14 protein-coding genes and 1 riboswitch are annotated in these 15,377 nt (G+C 60.1%); of the genes, 4 read left to right on the top strand and 10 right to left on the bottom strand.

Annotation, left to right across the window (positions count from 1 at the left end; translation table 11 throughout):
- The first annotated feature begins 81 nt into the window (after positions 1-81).
- Positions 82-161: riboswitch (SAM riboswitch) on the top strand.
- 71 nt (positions 162-232) lie between these two features.
- Positions 233-1,441 (top strand): O-succinylhomoserine sulfhydrylase, encoded by a 1,209-nt coding sequence (locus ACP0KA_RS12425; RefSeq protein ID WP_424629084.1) that lies wholly within the window; start codon positions 233-235, stop codon positions 1,439-1,441.
- Between the two features lie 98 nt (positions 1,442-1,539).
- On the opposite strand, the gene ACP0KA_RS12420 is transcribed toward ACP0KA_RS12425, so the two are convergent.
- Genes ACP0KA_RS12420 through ACP0KA_RS12410 form a run of 3 tightly spaced genes read right to left on the bottom strand, consistent with a single transcriptional unit; the run spans position 1,540 to position 4,405 of the window.
- A complete protein-coding gene (locus ACP0KA_RS12420; protein WP_424629083.1) occupies positions 1,540-2,463 on the bottom strand; it encodes an SGNH/GDSL hydrolase family protein in 924 nt (307 codons plus the stop codon).
- Entirely contained in the window at positions 2,463-3,233 is a 771-nt protein-coding gene (locus ACP0KA_RS12415; protein WP_424629082.1) for an SGNH/GDSL hydrolase family protein, read from the bottom strand. The genes ACP0KA_RS12420 and ACP0KA_RS12415 overlap by 1 nt, the downstream gene beginning before the upstream one ends.
- Positions 3,230-4,405: an OpgC domain-containing protein gene (locus ACP0KA_RS12410; RefSeq protein WP_424631575.1), complete on the bottom strand. Its 1,176-nt coding sequence runs from the start codon at positions 4,403-4,405 to the stop codon at positions 3,230-3,232. Before ACP0KA_RS12410 ends, ACP0KA_RS12415 begins: the two co-directional genes overlap by 4 nt.
- Positions 4,406-4,698: 293 nt before the next feature.
- Between ACP0KA_RS12410 and apaG the strand changes: the two genes are divergently transcribed.
- Positions 4,699-5,091, top strand: a complete 393-nt coding sequence (gene apaG / locus ACP0KA_RS12405) for a Co2+/Mg2+ efflux protein ApaG (RefSeq protein ID WP_424629081.1) — start codon at positions 4,699-4,701, stop codon at positions 5,089-5,091.
- Positions 5,092-5,191: 100 nt separating this feature from the next.
- On the opposite strand, the gene ACP0KA_RS12400 is transcribed toward apaG, so the two are convergent.
- From ACP0KA_RS12400 to ACP0KA_RS12390, 3 genes are all read right to left on the bottom strand, one after another.
- On the bottom strand, positions 5,192-6,196 hold the full coding sequence (locus ACP0KA_RS12400) for an Hsp33 family molecular chaperone (protein ID WP_424629080.1): 1,005 nt from the start codon (positions 6,194-6,196) through the stop codon (positions 5,192-5,194).
- Positions 6,197-6,349: 153 nt separating this feature from the next.
- Entirely contained in the window at positions 6,350-7,276 is a 927-nt protein-coding gene (argF, locus tag ACP0KA_RS12395) for an ornithine carbamoyltransferase (protein ID WP_424629079.1), read from the bottom strand.
- Entirely contained in the window at positions 7,273-8,460 is a 1,188-nt protein-coding gene (locus ACP0KA_RS12390; RefSeq protein WP_424629078.1) for an aspartate aminotransferase family protein, read from the bottom strand. Before ACP0KA_RS12390 ends, argF begins: the two co-directional genes overlap by 4 nt.
- Before the next feature lie 570 nt (positions 8,461-9,030).
- Between ACP0KA_RS12390 and ACP0KA_RS12385 the strand changes: the two genes are divergently transcribed.
- Positions 9,031-9,540 (top strand): GcrA family cell cycle regulator, encoded by a 510-nt coding sequence (locus ACP0KA_RS12385; RefSeq protein ID WP_424629077.1) that lies wholly within the window; start codon positions 9,031-9,033, stop codon positions 9,538-9,540.
- 140 nt (positions 9,541-9,680) lie between these two features.
- On the opposite strand, the gene ACP0KA_RS12380 is transcribed toward ACP0KA_RS12385, so the two are convergent.
- The 4 genes from ACP0KA_RS12380 to ACP0KA_RS12365 all read right to left on the bottom strand — a co-directional run bounded on the left by ACP0KA_RS12380 (position 9,681) and on the right by ACP0KA_RS12365 (position 14,042).
- Positions 9,681-10,976: an ATP-binding protein gene (locus tag ACP0KA_RS12380; protein ID WP_424629076.1), complete on the bottom strand. Its 1,296-nt coding sequence runs from the start codon at positions 10,974-10,976 to the stop codon at positions 9,681-9,683.
- A gap of 40 nt (positions 10,977-11,016) precedes the next feature.
- On the bottom strand, positions 11,017-12,066 hold the full coding sequence (locus ACP0KA_RS12375; protein ID WP_424631574.1) for a lysylphosphatidylglycerol synthase domain-containing protein: 1,050 nt from the start codon (positions 12,064-12,066) through the stop codon (positions 11,017-11,019).
- 279 nt (positions 12,067-12,345) lie between these two features.
- The gene (locus tag ACP0KA_RS12370; RefSeq protein ID WP_424629075.1) at positions 12,346-12,642 is read right to left on the bottom strand and encodes a hypothetical protein; all 297 of its coding nucleotides are present in this window, start codon (positions 12,640-12,642) and stop codon (positions 12,346-12,348) included.
- A gap of 5 nt (positions 12,643-12,647) precedes the next feature.
- Positions 12,648-14,042 (bottom strand): OmpA family protein, encoded by a 1,395-nt coding sequence (locus tag ACP0KA_RS12365; RefSeq protein ID WP_424629074.1) that lies wholly within the window; start codon positions 14,040-14,042, stop codon positions 12,648-12,650.
- A gap of 171 nt (positions 14,043-14,213) precedes the next feature.
- Here ACP0KA_RS12365 and ACP0KA_RS12360 point away from each other — a divergent pair, with 171 nt between their 5' ends.
- Positions 14,214-15,272 carry a polysaccharide deacetylase family protein gene (locus ACP0KA_RS12360; RefSeq protein ID WP_424629073.1) on the top strand — a complete coding sequence of 353 codons (1,059 nt, stop codon included), beginning with the start codon at positions 14,214-14,216 and terminating at the stop codon, positions 15,270-15,272.
- Positions 15,273-15,377: the final 105 nt, after the last annotated feature.

The following is a 15,377-nucleotide window of genomic DNA, read 5'->3' as shown; positions in this document are numbered from 1 at the left end:
GCTCCTCGGCCGGCAAAATACACAGTTTATCGAGTATCCGATGGGGTGCTTGACGGAAAGGGCGGGCAGGACTAAGCCTACGACTTATCCCGTGGTCATTTGAGCCGGCCGGCTTGCAGCCACGTTAAATAACTCGCTAAACAGGCCGGGGACAGTGTGATCCCGGCCCATGGATTTTATCCAGGCCGGTTTTTTTGTGTCCATCTTCAGGGGTGGCCACGTCGGAGGTCACATGTCTGAAGCGAAAGTCCCCTCTTCCAAACCATCCCATGCCTATCGGCCCGAAACACGCCTGGTCCATGGCGGCGTACTGCGTTCACAATACGGTGAAACGTCCGAAGCGCTGTTCCTGACTCAAGGCTTCATCTACGAGAGCGCTGAACAGTGCGAAGCGCGCTTTACCGGACACGATCCGGGCTTTCTCTATTCGCGGTTTTCCAATCCGACGGTCTCGATGTTCGAACAGCGCATGGTCGAGCTTGAGGGCGCGGAAGCCGCGCGCGCGACCGCAACGGGCATGGCTGCCGTGACCACAGCGATCCTCGCACCGCTGCGGGCCGGTGATCACGTCGTCGCCGCGAAAGCCTTGTTCGGCTCGTGCCGCTATGTCGTCGAGGATCTACTACCCCGCTACGGCATCCAGTCGACGCTGGTTGATGGTCACGACCTCGACCAGTGGCAGAAGGCGATGAAGCCCAACACGAAGACCTGCTTCCTCGAAAGCCCGACCAATCCGACACTCGATGTGGTCGACATCAGCGCGGTCGCAGAGATCGCGCATCGCGGCGGCGCACGGCTGATCGTGGACAATGTCTTCGCGACACCGATCTGGCAGAGCCCGCTCGCCCTCGGCGCAGACGCCGTTGTCTATTCGGCGACCAAGCACATCGACGGCCAGGGACGCTGCCTTGGCGGCGTGATCCTGTCGTCGAAAGACTTCATCCAGGAGCACATCCATACATTCCTGCGCCAGACTGGTCCGGCGATGTCGCCGTTCAATGCCTGGGTGCTCTTGAAGGGACTCGAGACGCTCAGCCTTCGCGTCAAGGCGCAGACCGAAACCGCTGCAGCACTTGCGGACGTGCTGGCCAAGCACCCGAAAATTTCGCGGCTGGTCTATCCCGGCCGCAGTGATCATCCGCAGGCTGACATCGTCAAGAAGCAGATGCGCGGTGGATCAACCTTGATCGGCTTCGAGGTGAAGGGCGGTAAAGCCGCGGCGTTTCGGACACTGAACGCGCTCAAGCTTGCCAAGATCTCCAACAACCTCGGCGATTCAAAGAGCATCGTGACGCATCCGGCGACCACGACACACCAGCGCCTGACGCCGGAAGTGCGCGCGGAGCTTGGCATCGGCGAGGGATTCATTCGCTTCTCGGCCGGCCTCGAACACCGCGACGACTTGATCGAGGATTTCACGGCGGCGCTGGAAAAGGCTTAAAGCCTCTTCAGACAGAGTAAGGAGTGCGAGAAGCAACATCTCGCGCTCCTGACCTTTCGAGCGACCTCACCCCACAACGATGCAACGGCGGTGCCCGCTCACATCGGACGAAATGTCATAACGTTGGTCGGGGTATTGGCGCCGGCTTTCACCTGCCCTACCGACTTGATGATGGTGTCGCCGAGCAGTTGCGCAAAGCAGGCGTAACCCCAGTCATTCATGTGCAGGCCGTCGCCAATGACGAACTTGTCGAACGGCATTTTCTCGTCCTGATGCCATTGCCGCATCACCTCGAAGCGCGGAAACACGGCAACGTGCTTGAGCTTTCCGACCTCGGCGAGCAGTTTCACCATCGCGTTGGCGTTCTCGGCTTTTGCGGTGATCGCAGGCACGTATTGCGGATCAATCAGCACGACATCGATGCCGCGTGCCTGAAGCCGCGCGATGCCATCCTCGAGCAGAGCTGCGGTCGCGGCCACGTCCGCCGCGCCGCCGCGGAGAACGGTGTTGGTGCCAAGCTGCCAGATCACCAGATCCGGATTCTCCGCGAGAACGGCCGCATCGAAGCGCTTCATCATTTCGGGCGCGTCCTGACCGCCCATGCCGCGATTGACGATCGTGATATCGGCGCTCGGAAATTTTCTCCGTAACTGCTCCAGAAGTCGGTTCGGATAGGTATAGGCCGGCGAGGACGTGCCGTATCCCACCGTCGTGGACGAGCCAAAAGCGACGATCTTCACAGGGTCGCCTGCCGCGATCCGGCGAGCAACTCTCGGCAGCGAGCCCGGCACCTCGGTCAACCCCTTGGCCGGCAGGCATGGAACGCGCTTCAAAATATCACCGGCCTCTCGCGCAGCACTTTTCGCCGCTTCAAGAGCCTTTGTTGCGAGCCCCTTCCGCACGGGCGGCTTTGCCGCATCCGTTTTCGCTGCTTCGGTTTGCGCGAACACTTGAATAGGGTGAAACAACAAGAACGCGGCGATGACTGTCGAAGAAATAACCGATCGAAAATTAACGCGCATCAACGCTGCATCCCAAGCTCCGCCGGATTGATGCGCGACGCTTCGATGATCATCGTCGCAAGCGACCGGCCGATGCAATCGTGAACCTGCCTTGCCATGCCAAAGCCGTGGACCGGGCCGAACAAATCGAAGTCGCCGGCATCATTCCAGTGGCGCATGATCGAGAAGCGATCGAACAGCGGGATATCGTGCTCCTGCGCGACGACCCGCATCGTGTCGTTGTATGGCGAGACCGAAAGCATCGTCTCCATACGTGGGCTGTATTGCAAATTCATCAAGAGGGCGTCCGCGCCTGCCTTTTGCAGTGCATCAACCCCATGACCAAGCGCGGTCCGGAAATCGTCAGGATCGATCGACCGCATCGCATCGATTGTCCCGGTTTGCCAGATCACCAGAGCCGGCTTCTGGTCCTCGGGTAATTTTTCGACAAGGGACTCGAAGCTGTCAGCCACTTCCGCTGAGGTCTTCTTCGCCCTGATATCAGTCCTGACGTTGATGGTGGATTTGGAGAGCTTCTCACGCAACGCCGCTTCCAGCCGCGCCGGATAAGCCGCATTTGCACCGTCAGGCCCCGCCAGGGCAGATGAGCCGCTACCCACCACGAGAATATTGAGCGGCTTGCCCGCTTTGACGGCCGCGGCGACCTTCGCGAGCGAGCTTTCAGTGGCAATGAGATAGGACGGCACAGTGCAGGTTGGCGCATCCTCGGCCCGTGCAGGAGCGAGGCTCAGAAGGGCCGCTATGACACCTGCAGTCAGTACCGCCTTCATGATCCGCCTCCAGCGAGGTCGGCATCGCCCTCTGCGGCTTTCGCCCGTTTTCCGCTCTTACCCACCTCAGCCTTGTACCACGAAAAAAGCCAGGCCGCGGCGGACATAATGACGATCCCCGAAACGCTGATGAGAAAATGCGTCCAGGCGCCCCCGGAAAACTCGGCCAGAACGAAGTGCCCGGCAAACGCCAGAAAGACGCCGATACAGAAGATTTCAAGCGAGTGCTGGCCGCACAATATAACGGGGCGCAGCCAAGGCGATTTCAGGCCAGGCCAGTCCTTCGGCAGGAAACGCACGACAATCGCGGCCAGCGCAAGAAAATGGATGAAGCGAAGAACATCAAGGTCCGTCTTGTTGATCGGATACATCCAGCTCTCCAGCCAGCGCGGCATGAAGATGTTGAGCTGTGGGACGTGCCAGGTCAAAGTCACGCAGAAGGCGAACAGAAGATAGGCAATGCAAAGCCAGAACGTGATCTGCGACGAAAGAATACGCGCCATCCGTTTCGCGCCGCCAAGGGCGCACCACGCGCCGAAGACGAACAATAGCTGCCAGGCGAGCGGATTGAAGGCCCAGAAGCCGTTCGGATAGGCCGGAAGATAAAGGTCAAACTCCCAGGTGATGGCGTAGAGGACGACCGCGAGCGCCAGCGTGAGGTCCGCCCTGCGCTTCATCAACCACAGGATCAGCGGCAAAAAAATCATCAGCACGATGTAGAGCGGCAGCACGTCCATGTTCACGGGACGGAATTTCAATAGCAGCGCCTGCACGATCGTCACGTCCGGCTGCTTGAGAAAATCGAGAATTCCCATTTCTTCCGCGTAGAGCGGATTTTCGAACCGCGTGGCGATATAGGAAATCTCGGCAAGGTAGATCGTGAACAGAAACACGTGCGCGACGTAAATTTGCCAGACCCGCTTGAAAATCCTTGCGCTTGCGACCACGAAGCCGCGGTCGAGCATGGCGCGGCTGTAGACAAACGCTGCCGTGTATCCGGAAATGAAAATGAAGATCTCGGTCGCGTCACTGAATCCGTAATTGCGGATTGTGAACCACGTTAGAATATTGGGCGGCAGGTGATCGATGAAGATCAGCCACAAGGCAATGCCGCGAAAGAGGTCGAGACGCAGCTCGCGCTCGCTTGCGGATACCGGTGCTGTCACCTTCATGGACGGCACCTCCGCGACGGCCCGATCGGTCATCTGGGGGGTCACGAACGTCATTCGATTTCGGCACCGTCTGGGAAACCACGTTCCGCAGTCTTACGGAAGATCAATACGGCTCGCAATTTGCAACCATTCAAATGGACACGCCTCCCGAAGCATGGTGGATAAAAACCGCGTGAAACAATGATCGTTCCGGGTCGTATCTTGCCGTTGAGACCGGAGCTAGTATTGAAGGCAGTTGGATGGTTGGGCGGAAGCCCTTGCATCCTGGGATAATACCGGATTTGGACCAACCCATGTACCGCGCCGTCACCCGCCAGATCGAAGTGATCGTCGAGCCGACTTTTCTGCCGGAACGCTCCTCTACCGAGGATGGGCGGTTTTTCTGGGCGTACACCATCGTGATCGTGAATTCAGGGCCTGAAACCGTCCAGCTCAAAACACGACATTGGATCATCACGGACGGAACGGGCCGGAACCAAGAGGTGCACGGTGAAGGTGTCGTTGGGGAGCAGCCGATCCTCGAGCCGGGAGAACGGTTCGAATACACCAGTGGCGTACCGCTCTCGACCGCGTCGGGGTTCATGACCGGAAGCTATCAGATGGTCACCGAGGACGGCGAACCATTTGAAATCGACATTCCAGCGTTTTCGCTCGACAGCCCCGGCCTGAGGCGAACCCTGAATTAGGGCGCTTTCGAGCCAAGCCGCGGCCGGTGCGCCTGAAGAAAACCCATCAAAAACAAGAAGTGAGAGCTTCGGTTCTGTCTCAATCAGAACCGAATATCCTCTAGTCTTGAGCCGTCCCAGTCCCGGCGTCCGGCACGACGCCCGCTTCCTGCGGCGTGAATTCGTAGACCGAACTGCAGAACTCACAGGTCACAACGACCTGGTTATTTTCCACCATACTGGCACGGTCTTCCGGCGTGAAACTGGACAACATCCCCGCCACCGCCTCACGCGAACAGGAACACCGCGCACGGACGTCCTGGGTTGGGAACACCCGGACACCTCGCTCATGGAACAGTCTGAACAGCAGGCGTTCGCCTGACAGTTCAGGATCGATCAACTCGAGGTCTTCAATGGTGCCGAACAGCGACTGCCCTTCGGCCCATGCATCGTCCTCAGGCACCTCATGCACCACGGCGTTCTCCGGCGCATCCCCGGGGTGCAGGTCCGGTTGCCGCGCGCGCTCCGGCGCCTTGGGAAGGAATTGCATCAGCATGCCGCCGCCGCGCCAACGGTGCTTTGGCCCGTCACCGCCGCGAAATTCTTCGCCGACAGCAAGGCGCACCCGTGTCGGGATCTGTTCTGAACGCAGAAAATACTCATGCGCCGCATCCTCGAGATTACCGCCTTCCAGCGCGACCAACCCCTGATAGCGGCTCATATCCGCCCCCTGATCGACAGTCATGGCGAGATGACCATGACCGAGCAGAGCTGCGGAGTCCTGGCCGGCCTCAAGCCTGCTGGCATCAAAGCGGGCATAGGCACGCAGCCGGTCAGGCGCATGAAAATCGACCACGATCAGCGACACCGGGCCGTCGGTCTGTGTTTGCAGAATGAAGCGCCCGTTGAACTTCAACGAGGAGCCCAGCAGCGTCGTCAGCACAATGGCCTCACCAAGCAGCTTGCCGACCGGCGCCGGATAGTCATGCTTGGTCAGAATCTCATCGAGGGCTGGCCCCATTTTCGTCAACCGGCCGCGCACATCCAACGCGCTCACCTCGAACGGAAGGACGGCATCATCGACAGGCGTGGCTGACGGAGCGCGGACGGAGGTCTCAAGCGTCATGAGCATTCTCTGATGAGGTGGATTTGGCTTGCAGCAGATGAACGCTCAAACCGGCGAAACATAAAACTCCGGCAGCGCAGGAGATCTGCCGGAGCACACGTCACCTATATAGGTCACTTCGCCGCGCGAAAAAGAGACCGTGAGAGGCCCAAATCACGCAACCGCGTTAAGGCACCAGGCCAGAATGCCCTTTTGAGCATGAAGCCGGTTCTCGGCCTCGTCGAACACCACGGACTGCGGACCGTCGATCACCTCATCGGTGACCTCATCGCCCCGATGCGCCGGCAGACAGTGCATGAAGATCGCATCTGGCTTGGCGAGCGACATCAGCTTGGCATTGACCTGATAGGGCTTGAGCAGGTTGTGGCGATGTTCGCCGTCCTTGTCGCCCATCGACACCCACGTATCGGTGATGACACAGTCCGCGCCGCGCACCATGTCTTCCGGGCTTGTGCCCAGCACGATCGGTGCGTTGACCGACTTGATCCAGTCCTTCAGCAGCTTGTTCGGCGCCAGTTCCGGCGGCGTCGCGACGCGAAGATTGAAGCTGAAACGCTCCGCCGCATGCGCCCATGACGCCAGCACGTTATTGTCATCGCCGGTCCACGCCACGGTGCGTCCCTTGATCGGGCCGAGATGTTCCTCGAACGTCATGACGTCCGCCATCACCTGGCACGGATGCGAGCGGCGTGTCAGGCCATTGATCACCGGGACGGTCGCATAGGTTGCGAGTTCCATCAGCGCATCGTGGCTCAGGATTCGGATCATGATGGCATCGACAAAGCGCGACAGCACACGGGCGGTATCGGCGATGGTTTCGCCGCGGCCCAGCTGCATCTCGGCGCCGGTCAGCATGATCGCTTCGCCGCCGAGCTGGCGCATGCCGACATCGAACGACACGCGCGTGCGCGTCGACGGTTTGTCGAAAATCATCGCAAGCGTTTTGCCCTCAAGCGGCTTGTCCGGCTTGGCGCTGCTCTTGAGCTGCTTCTTGATCGCGACACTGGCGTCGAGAATCGACCGCAACTCCGCAGTCGGAACATCGAACAGATCGAGGAAATGACGCGGCGCTGCACTCATTGCGCAGCCCCCCGCACCGCCGCCGGCTGCGCAAATTTCGCACAGGCCCGCTCGACGCGTGCAACAGCATCCTCGATCTCGGCTTCAGTGACGATCAACGGCGGCAACAGGCGCACGACATTTTCGCCGGCTCCGACCGTCAGGAGCTTTTCATCGCGCAACGCAACGCCGAGATCGGCAGCCGGCACGACGGCTTTCAGGCCGATGAGAAGGCCATCACCGCGCACGCCGCTCACGACATCAGGATAGCGATCGACGATTGCTGCAAGCTTCTGCTTCATGAACAGCGACATGCGTTGCACGTGATCGAAGAATCCCGGCGCGAGCATCACATCCAGCGTCGCATTGCCGGCGGCCGATGCCAACAAATTGCCGCCGAATGTCGAACCATGCGTCCCGGGCGTCATGCCGACAGCCGCTGCCGACGTCGCAAGGCAAGCGCCCATCGGAAAGCCGCCGCCAAGCGCTTTTGCCAGCGCCATGATGTCGGGCGTGACGCCGGTGCGTTCATGCGCAAACAGGGAGCCGACGCGACCCATGCCGGTCTGCACTTCGTCGAACACCAACACGAGGCCGTGCTCGTCGCAGAGCTGGCGCAGAGCGCGGAAGAATGAAGGATCCGCGGCACGCACGCCGCCCTCGCCCTGCCACGGCTCGATAATGATGCCCGCGGTGTGTGGACCGATCGCTTTCTTGGTCGCTTCAAGGTCTCCAAGCGGCACCTGGTCGAAGCCTTCGACAACGGGGCCGAAGCCTTCGAGATATTTCTGCTGGCCGCCTGCCGCGAGCGTCGCGAGCGTGCGACCGTGGAAAGCACCTTCAAATGTAATCAGACGGTAGCGTTCCGGCTTGCCGTTCGCGGCCTGATACTTGCGCGCCATCTTGATGCAGGCTTCCATCGCTTCCGCGCCGGAATTGCAGAAGAAGACAACGTCGGCAAAGCTCGCCTCGCACAGCCGCGCGGCAAGACGTTCGCCCTCCGGAATCCTGAAAAGATTGGAAACATGCCAAAGCTTGGCCGCCTGCTCCTGCAGCGCAGCGACAAGATGCGGATGCGCGTGCCCGAGCGCATTCACCGCAACACCACTCGTAAAATCGAGATAGCGGTCGCCATTGGTCGAGATCAGCCAGGGGCCTTCGCCGCGCTCAAACGCGACATCGACCCGGGCAAAAACCGGCAACATGTGGGACTCGACTTGCGGCGTGGCGCTTTGGTTCATGACGACCTGATTTGCAGTGTTAGGCTGGCAACAATAGCGAGCACTGTGACGTCGTGACTCGCTTGCCTGGCCCGGAAACAAAACGTGCCGCCCGGAAAGGCGGCACGTGGCGGTCATTCTATTGGGGAGCCTACCGGTGTCAACACGGACAAAAGCCGTTTTCGAGCGTCATCTGGCCTTCAAAAACAGGCCCGGAACGTTCTGCAATGCACGCGCGTAAACCCCTCGGAAGATACGCGGGCGTCTTTTGCGACATGACAGAACGACGAATTCAGTTGCTTTTTCTTCGGAACATGTGGACGCGCAATGGCCGACTCTTGCGCGTGAGTCGCGCCATATTGTAGCTTTCGAATTGTCGGATACGACATCTCGTGCGGCAGTTCTGATCCTCGATGGTCCCGGTAGTAGGCGTAAACGCCCGGTCGTTTCATACGGTCGGCGAGGGCTAAGGGATTCTGACCGCAGGGATTTTGGGAAATTTGCAATCGCGACGCCGCGCCAGAAGGCCGGTGCGATACCAAAAGGAACTGTGCGATGACGGTAATGAGCTGGACCGACGATCGCGTTGAACAACTGAAAAAACTCTGGGAAGCCGGTCTTTCGGCGAGCCAGATCGCAGCCGAGCTTGGAAATATCACCCGGAATGCCGTGATCGGCAAAGTTCACCGGCTGGGACTGTCGGGACGCGCCAAGAGCCCATCCTCAGCGGCGCCGCGCCAGCGCAAGGTGCGCCCCGCTCAACACATGATGCGGATCTCCCGCCCGGTCTCGCGCGGAAATACCGCCCTGGCCCAAGCTTTCGAGATCGAGGCCGAGCCGGATCCGATCGCTTACGACAATGTGGTTCCCATGAGCCAGCGGCTGTCGCTGCTGGAGTTAAACGAAAGCACCTGCCACTGGCCGGTCGGCGATCCGGGCAGCCCGGACTTCTTCTTCTGCGGCGGCAAGGCCCTGAACAGCTTGCCGTATTGCGCGCATCACTCACGCATCGCCTATCAGCCCGCTGGCGATCGTCGCCGCCAGGCACGCGTTCCGGGCAAGTAAAGCAAAAGCTTTCTCAGCTTCATGCGAAAAGCCTCATCGGTCTCACCGATGAGGCTTTTTTCGTGTTTGGAGCGTTGCAAGTTGCGGACGACGTGCCGCAGCGACATGAGGCGGTGCAAGCCTTGGCCTGCACCCCGGCGCTACTCCTTCGCCGCGCCCTTCAGTGTGGGAAAGCAGGCCGTGAACGTGGCACCGTGACCGAACACGCTCTCGATTAGCAACCGGCCACGATGCCGCTGCACGATATGCTTCACCAGCGACAGACCAAGGCCGGTGCCGCCCTGCGCACGGCTGTCACCGACGTCAACGCGATAGAACCGCTCCGTCAGTCGTGGCAAATGCTCCGGCGCAATGCCGGGTCCAAAATCGCGAACTGCGAAGCGGATTTCGCTACCGTCATTGGTAGAAGGTTCCGTCAATGAAACAGCAACCCGCCCACCCGACGCGCCGTATTTGAGGCCGTTTTCAATCAGGTTTTCGAACAGGCGCAGCAATTCCTCGGTATCGCCGGCGATAGTGACTGCTGTGTTGGGAAATTCAGCCTCGATGGTGACCTGCCGTTCGCTTGCCAGCGGCTCAAGCCCATCGATCACCTGATGCACCAGCGGAACGATATCGACCAACGTGTCCGGGCGCACATGGGCGCTGAGTTCGACGCGGGAAAGCGAGAGCAGATCGTCGATCAGCCGCGCCATGCGCGTCGCCTGCGCATGCATGATGCCGAGAAACCGTTCACGGGCCCTGACGTCATCCCGCGCCGGTCCCTGCAGCGTGTCGATGAATCCGGACAGCGCTGCCAGCGGCGTACGCAACTCGTGGCTCGCATTGGCAACGAAATCCGCGCGCATTTCCTCGACGCGCCGCAGCGGCGTCTGATCGTGGAACGTCATGAGAATACAATATTCGGTGCCGCCGAATGCCGTCGGCAGCAACAGAGGCGTCACGATCACTTCCATCCAGCGCTCAATCGGAACGCGATCGACATACGTTGCGCGTTGCGACTCGCGCGTCGCAATCGCCTGACGCAGGGCGGTAATGATCTCCGGCGTGCGCAACGCAAACAGCGCGAGCTCGTTCTTGCGCAAAGCCGGAGCGAGTTGAGCCGCGGCGACGTTGAAGTGCAGCACCCGGCCGGCACGATCGAGCAACACCGCAGCCTCCGGCATCCCGCCCACCAGCGCCTGGACAACGGGCGCCTCGGCGGGCCGCATGCCGGCCTGATCGTCGGTGACGGGCACGGCGTGGTGCAAACTCCATGGCACCAGCGCGGCACCCAGCACGCAAATAAAAATTAATCCCGCATGCTGAAGCGAGAGACCGCCAAACATCACAGATGCAGACAAGCCGAGCATCACAGCCATCAAAACGATGGCCGATCGCCGCAGCCGGTCCGGCCACGCTGCAAAGCTCGATGAGGTGGTTGAATTCGTCGTCATGCCGCCGGAAAACTGCCTGTATGAAAAATACGGTCTCGAACTATGAGGCGGGAGACCGCGAACCATGGGCCGATTGCGGCTTGGCAGCTTCGTCCAGCCTGCGCAAGGCTGCCGCGACCCGCTTCGCCCGAAGCGCGACGATAAACTCTCGAAGCGAGAGCAAGATGACGGAAAGAACAAAAGGCACAAGATAATAGAGCACGCGAAACAGCAGCATGCCTGCCAGCAGTTCTTCCTTGTCGAACTGGAACAGCCCGACCAGCATGGCGGCATCGAAGACGCCGAGACCGCCCGGCGAGTGGCTGGCGAAGCCCAGCAGCGTCGCCGACACGAAGATGACGGCGACCACGACGAAACCGACGTGCGGCTCATCCGGAACCAGGAAATACATGGCCAGGGCGCAGAAACCGAGATCGACGATGCCGATCGCGATTTGCAGCAAGGTCAGCGAACCTCCCGGCAGCGTAACCGTCCAATTGCCACGGCCGACCTCGCGCGGACGGATCGAAACCCAGATGACGTAAAGGGCCAAGGTTATCAGGATGCAGATGGCGGCAAACCTGTTCAGCCAAACCGGCAGCTTGTCGATCGAAGCGGCCGCCTCCGGGTGATATGCGACGCCCAGGCCGAGCACGGCTGCGTTGCCAAGCCAGAACGTCAGCCCCGCCAGAAAGCAGATCTTGGCAACATCGATGGCAGAGAGGCCGTGCGCTGAGTAAACGCGGTATCGGACGACACCACCGGTAAAGACGCTGGCGCCGACATTGTGACCGATGGAATAGCTCGTGAAGCCGGCGAAAGCCGCGATCCGGTATGGCACTTCGCTCCGACCAATGGTCCGCAGAGCGAAAAGATCATAAAATGTCAGGGTGAAGTAACCTGCGGCGACGCAGAGGCCGGCCATGATCACCGTACGGGCTTCGGTGTCCCGCAGCGCCCCATAGAGATCGTCGAGATCGAGATCCTGGAGCATGGTGTAAAGGATGTAGCAGGCAGCTGCGATGATCGCGACGCTGAGCGCAACGCCGAGCTTATGAAGAAGCTGCTTCTCGCGCATATACGCGATCGCTCCGCGCAGTGTTTCCAGCATCAAGACCTCGAACCCGACATGATCAGCACGCATGCATGACCTACGATATTATCATGCATCGGCTTAACAAAGGTCCTAGCAGACCCGCCCGGCAACCGCGAGGCCCGCGAGATTAATTCGAATGGTTGAATACCGCGGCGATACTTTTTGATGCAGCCGGGGACACGGCAGAGGCCAACTGCCAACCATTGAAAAACACTCAAATTGGACCTCGGCGGAGGCCATCCAATGGCGCAGTGAAATCCATGCCCCACTCAAATAGGGCGTCGGAGCGAAGCCTCAAGACGCCGGGATATCCCGTGAAACCACGAGGTTGCGCAGCCAGGATCCCACTGCGCAGCCTGCGATATAGACGGCAAACAGGATCAACCCGAGATCCAGCCAGTAACCCGCCCGGCCGGGAGCAAGGTGCAGGGCGGAAGCGATGATCAACGCTGCGAGGAAGACGCCGATCTTCTGCATCATGGCGTTGGTCAATCCCTGGCCGCGGTGAACCACCGCGATCCACCCCATCGCCAGGCCGATCAGGGCCGCCGCCAGCAACCAGGGCCAATTGAACATGGCAAGATACAACATGGGCCCTACCTCACCACGAACTCGATGCGCCGGTTTTTGGCTTTGCCTTCGTCGGTATCGTTATCGGCAACCGGCCTGGAACTGCCGTAACCTTCCGCCCTCAACCTGTCCGGCGGCAATCCGGCCTTGATCAGATAATCCGCCACGGCCTGCGCGCGCTTTTCAGAAAGCGCCTGATTGGCCGCATCGTCGCCATCGGTATCAGTATGGCCTGCAACCTCGATATTGGCGGATGGGCACCGCAGCGCGGTTTCGATCAGACGATCGAGAAGGCCGATGGAATCCGGATCAATGGTTGCACGGCCGGAATCGAACCTGATCTTCGCCTTGCTCAGGAGGTCGACAAACAGCTGCTGACAGACTGTCGCATCGACAGGACTTGCGACTGGCTTCACCGACACTTCCGCATTGGCCTTCCAGCCCTGCGGCAGATCACTGTTCAGGCCGCCGCGGATCTGATTGGCTGCCACGGCATAAAGCGCATCGCCCGACAGTTTGACATCGCGATCAGAGACAACCAGCGATCCGGTCGAAACGCGGGACAGTGCACCGAGGGCCGAAATAACGCCATTTGAGAATCCGGAGGGAGCACCCGTACTGGCCTTCAGATTATCGACGATCTTCTCGTTGAAAAACTTGCGGCCGACCGCGGCGACAATCGCCGCATGGGTGTTGTTGTCCGGAACGTAACCGGCGAGCGTGATGGTATTCGCAACGGGGTCTTTGTTGGCCTGGAAAATATAGGGCGGCGCCTTGATGGCGTTCTCAGCAACCGAATACCCCTCGGGCAAGTTCTTGAGCGCGGCAGCAATCGCCTCGCGGCTACCGATTTCACGGGCCATGCCGGAAAGACTGACGCTGGTATCGCTGAGGGTAATCTTGCCTTCCTTGAGGCGACCAATCTGATCGATCAGCAACAGGACCGCGCTCTCGAAGCGCGGCGGTGCACCGCGTGCCATTGTCATACGGTCCGCGATTTCCGTGCCCTTGAGAGAGACGCGTGCGGCCTCCAACAGCTTCGCTTTCACTGCCGGCAACGGCGCGCTGCCGCCAAGGGTCACCCTGACAACGTCACGTTCCGCCGACCATACAAACGGCTTGGCTTCGGCAATCAAACGCGTGTCATCGTTCACAAGCCGTGCACCATTGACGGCCTCGACCTGCGAAAGCGCGCTGCGTCGCCCCTCCTCCGAGAACGCCTCCGCTGACAGCCGAATATCACGGCCGGAAACATCGACCCGGGTTTTATCGAGCACGGTGTCTCTGAGCGCATCAACGGCCCGCGCACCGAGATCTTTCTCGATGGGCGCGCTGCTGGTCCAGATCGCGGCGATCCAGACCAGGGCAAGAGGGATCAACCCCGGCCACCATTTACGTCCCCAGCGGGAAAATCGGCTCATTCCAAACCTTTACCTGATGGAAAGCAGACAAAACAAACCCTTGGCTGAGTGTCAAACTAGAAATGAAGCCGGCTGCATTGCCTGCCTTTTGCCCGCTTGCCTAACCCTTTGTTCAGCCGTTCCGGTCAAATATTCCGCCGTTGATACCCAAAATGGCCCGGCCCACCGCCCATGAAGCAGCTTCGCAACAACATCATCCGCGCCGGCTTCGATGCGCTGTACTTCACCGGCGCCCACCATGTCCTGCGGCCCATTCTGGCAGGCGTTGGCACCATTTTCATGCTGCATCACGTCCGTCCTGCCCGCGACTCTTTGTTCCAGCCCAACCGGCACCTCGAAATTACCCCCGAATTCCTCCGCGAGGTCCTGGTCCACGTTCGCGCGCTGAGCATCGATATCGTCTCGGTAGACGAAGCTTACCGACGCATGACGGCGCGAGACTTCAGCCGCCGTTTCGCCTGTTTCACGTTTGACGATGGCTATCGCGACAATCGCGACCATGCCTTGCCGGTCATGCAAGACTTCGACGCTCCGTTCACGGTCTATGTTGCCAGTGATTTCGCCGATGGCCGAGGCCGGCTGTGGTGGGTGGCCCTTGAACGGTTGATTGCCGCAGTCGACACGCTCGACGTGGAGCTCGATGGTATTGCAACGCGTATCGATGCGCGCGGCACCGACGCCAAGCAGGACGCATTCAACCGGATGCTCAACTGGCTTCAGGGGTTACCGAGCGACATGCACGTTCAACATGCCGTCAGCAGCCTGTGCGCGCGCCATGGCGTCGATGATTCCGGAATCGCACGCGAGCTCTGCATGTCGTGGGACGAACTCAAGCCGTTCGCAAACCATGCGCTGGTGACCATCGGCGCGCACACCATCAGTCACTGCAATCTGGCGAACGAAACGGAACACGAAGCCTCTCGCGAGATGCGCGTCAGCCGCGAACGAGTAGAGGCCGAGTTACAGAAGCCAGCGCTGCATTTCGCTTATCCTTACGGTTACAAGACCGCTGCGACAGCCCGCGAATTCGCCATCGCACACAAGCTTGGATTTAAAACTGCGGTCACCACGCGTCCCGGGATGATCTTTCCCGAAAACGCCGATCACCTCACGGCGCTGCCGCGGATTTCGCTCAACGGCAATTACCAAAGCACACGATTCCTTTCGGTGCTCACATCAGGCGCCGCGACCGCGGTGTGGAATGGTTTTCGCCGGGTGGACGCCGCCTGAGTTCGTTCGGCGCGACCAACATCGGCCTCAAACTCAGAACAGCGTTTCAAACACGCATCTTACGTGAGCCTTCCTTGACTCTCCCGTCGCTGCGGGCGCTATATC

The sequence above is a fragment of the Bradyrhizobium sp. SYSU BS000235 genome, from assembly GCF_049747295.1.
GTDB lineage: Bacteria > Pseudomonadota > Alphaproteobacteria > Rhizobiales > Xanthobacteraceae > Afipia.
This window is presented reverse-complemented; position numbering and strand designations above follow the sequence as displayed.

Bases quoted from the DNA above. Each gene is read 5' to 3' on its own strand.
- ACP0KA_RS12425 (WP_424629084.1), top strand. From the start codon at position 233: ATGTCTGAAGCGAAAGTCCCCTCTTCCAAACCATCCCATGCCTATCGG.
- ACP0KA_RS12420 (WP_424629083.1), bottom strand. From the start codon at position 2,463: ATGCGCGTTAATTTTCGATCGGTTATTTCTTCGACAGTCATCGCCGCG.
- ACP0KA_RS12415 (WP_424629082.1), bottom strand. From the start codon at position 3,233: ATGAAGGCGGTACTGACTGCAGGTGTCATAGCGGCCCTTCTGAGCCTC.
- ACP0KA_RS12410 (WP_424631575.1), bottom strand. From the start codon at position 4,405: ATGAAGGTGACAGCACCGGTATCCGCAAGCGAGCGCGAGCTGCGTCTC.
- apaG (WP_424629081.1), top strand. From the start codon at position 4,699: ATGTACCGCGCCGTCACCCGCCAGATCGAAGTGATCGTCGAGCCGACT.
- ACP0KA_RS12400 (WP_424629080.1), bottom strand. From the start codon at position 6,196: ATGACGCTTGAGACCTCCGTCCGCGCTCCGTCAGCCACGCCTGTCGAT.
- argF (WP_424629079.1), bottom strand. From the start codon at position 7,276: ATGAGTGCAGCGCCGCGTCATTTCCTCGATCTGTTCGATGTTCCGACT.
- ACP0KA_RS12390 (WP_424629078.1), bottom strand. From the start codon at position 8,460: ATGTTGCCGGTTTTTGCCCGGGTCGATGTCGCGTTTGAGCGCGGCGAA.
- ACP0KA_RS12385 (WP_424629077.1), top strand. From the start codon at position 9,031: ATGACGGTAATGAGCTGGACCGACGATCGCGTTGAACAACTGAAAAAA.
- ACP0KA_RS12380 (WP_424629076.1), bottom strand. From the start codon at position 10,976: ATGACGACGAATTCAACCACCTCATCGAGCTTTGCAGCGTGGCCGGAC.
- ACP0KA_RS12375 (WP_424631574.1), bottom strand. From the start codon at position 12,066: ATGCTGGAAACACTGCGCGGAGCGATCGCGTATATGCGCGAGAAGCAG.
- ACP0KA_RS12370 (WP_424629075.1), bottom strand. From the start codon at position 12,642: ATGTTGTATCTTGCCATGTTCAATTGGCCCTGGTTGCTGGCGGCGGCC.
- ACP0KA_RS12365 (WP_424629074.1), bottom strand. From the start codon at position 14,042: ATGAGCCGATTTTCCCGCTGGGGACGTAAATGGTGGCCGGGGTTGATC.
- ACP0KA_RS12360 (WP_424629073.1), top strand. From the start codon at position 14,214: ATGAAGCAGCTTCGCAACAACATCATCCGCGCCGGCTTCGATGCGCTG.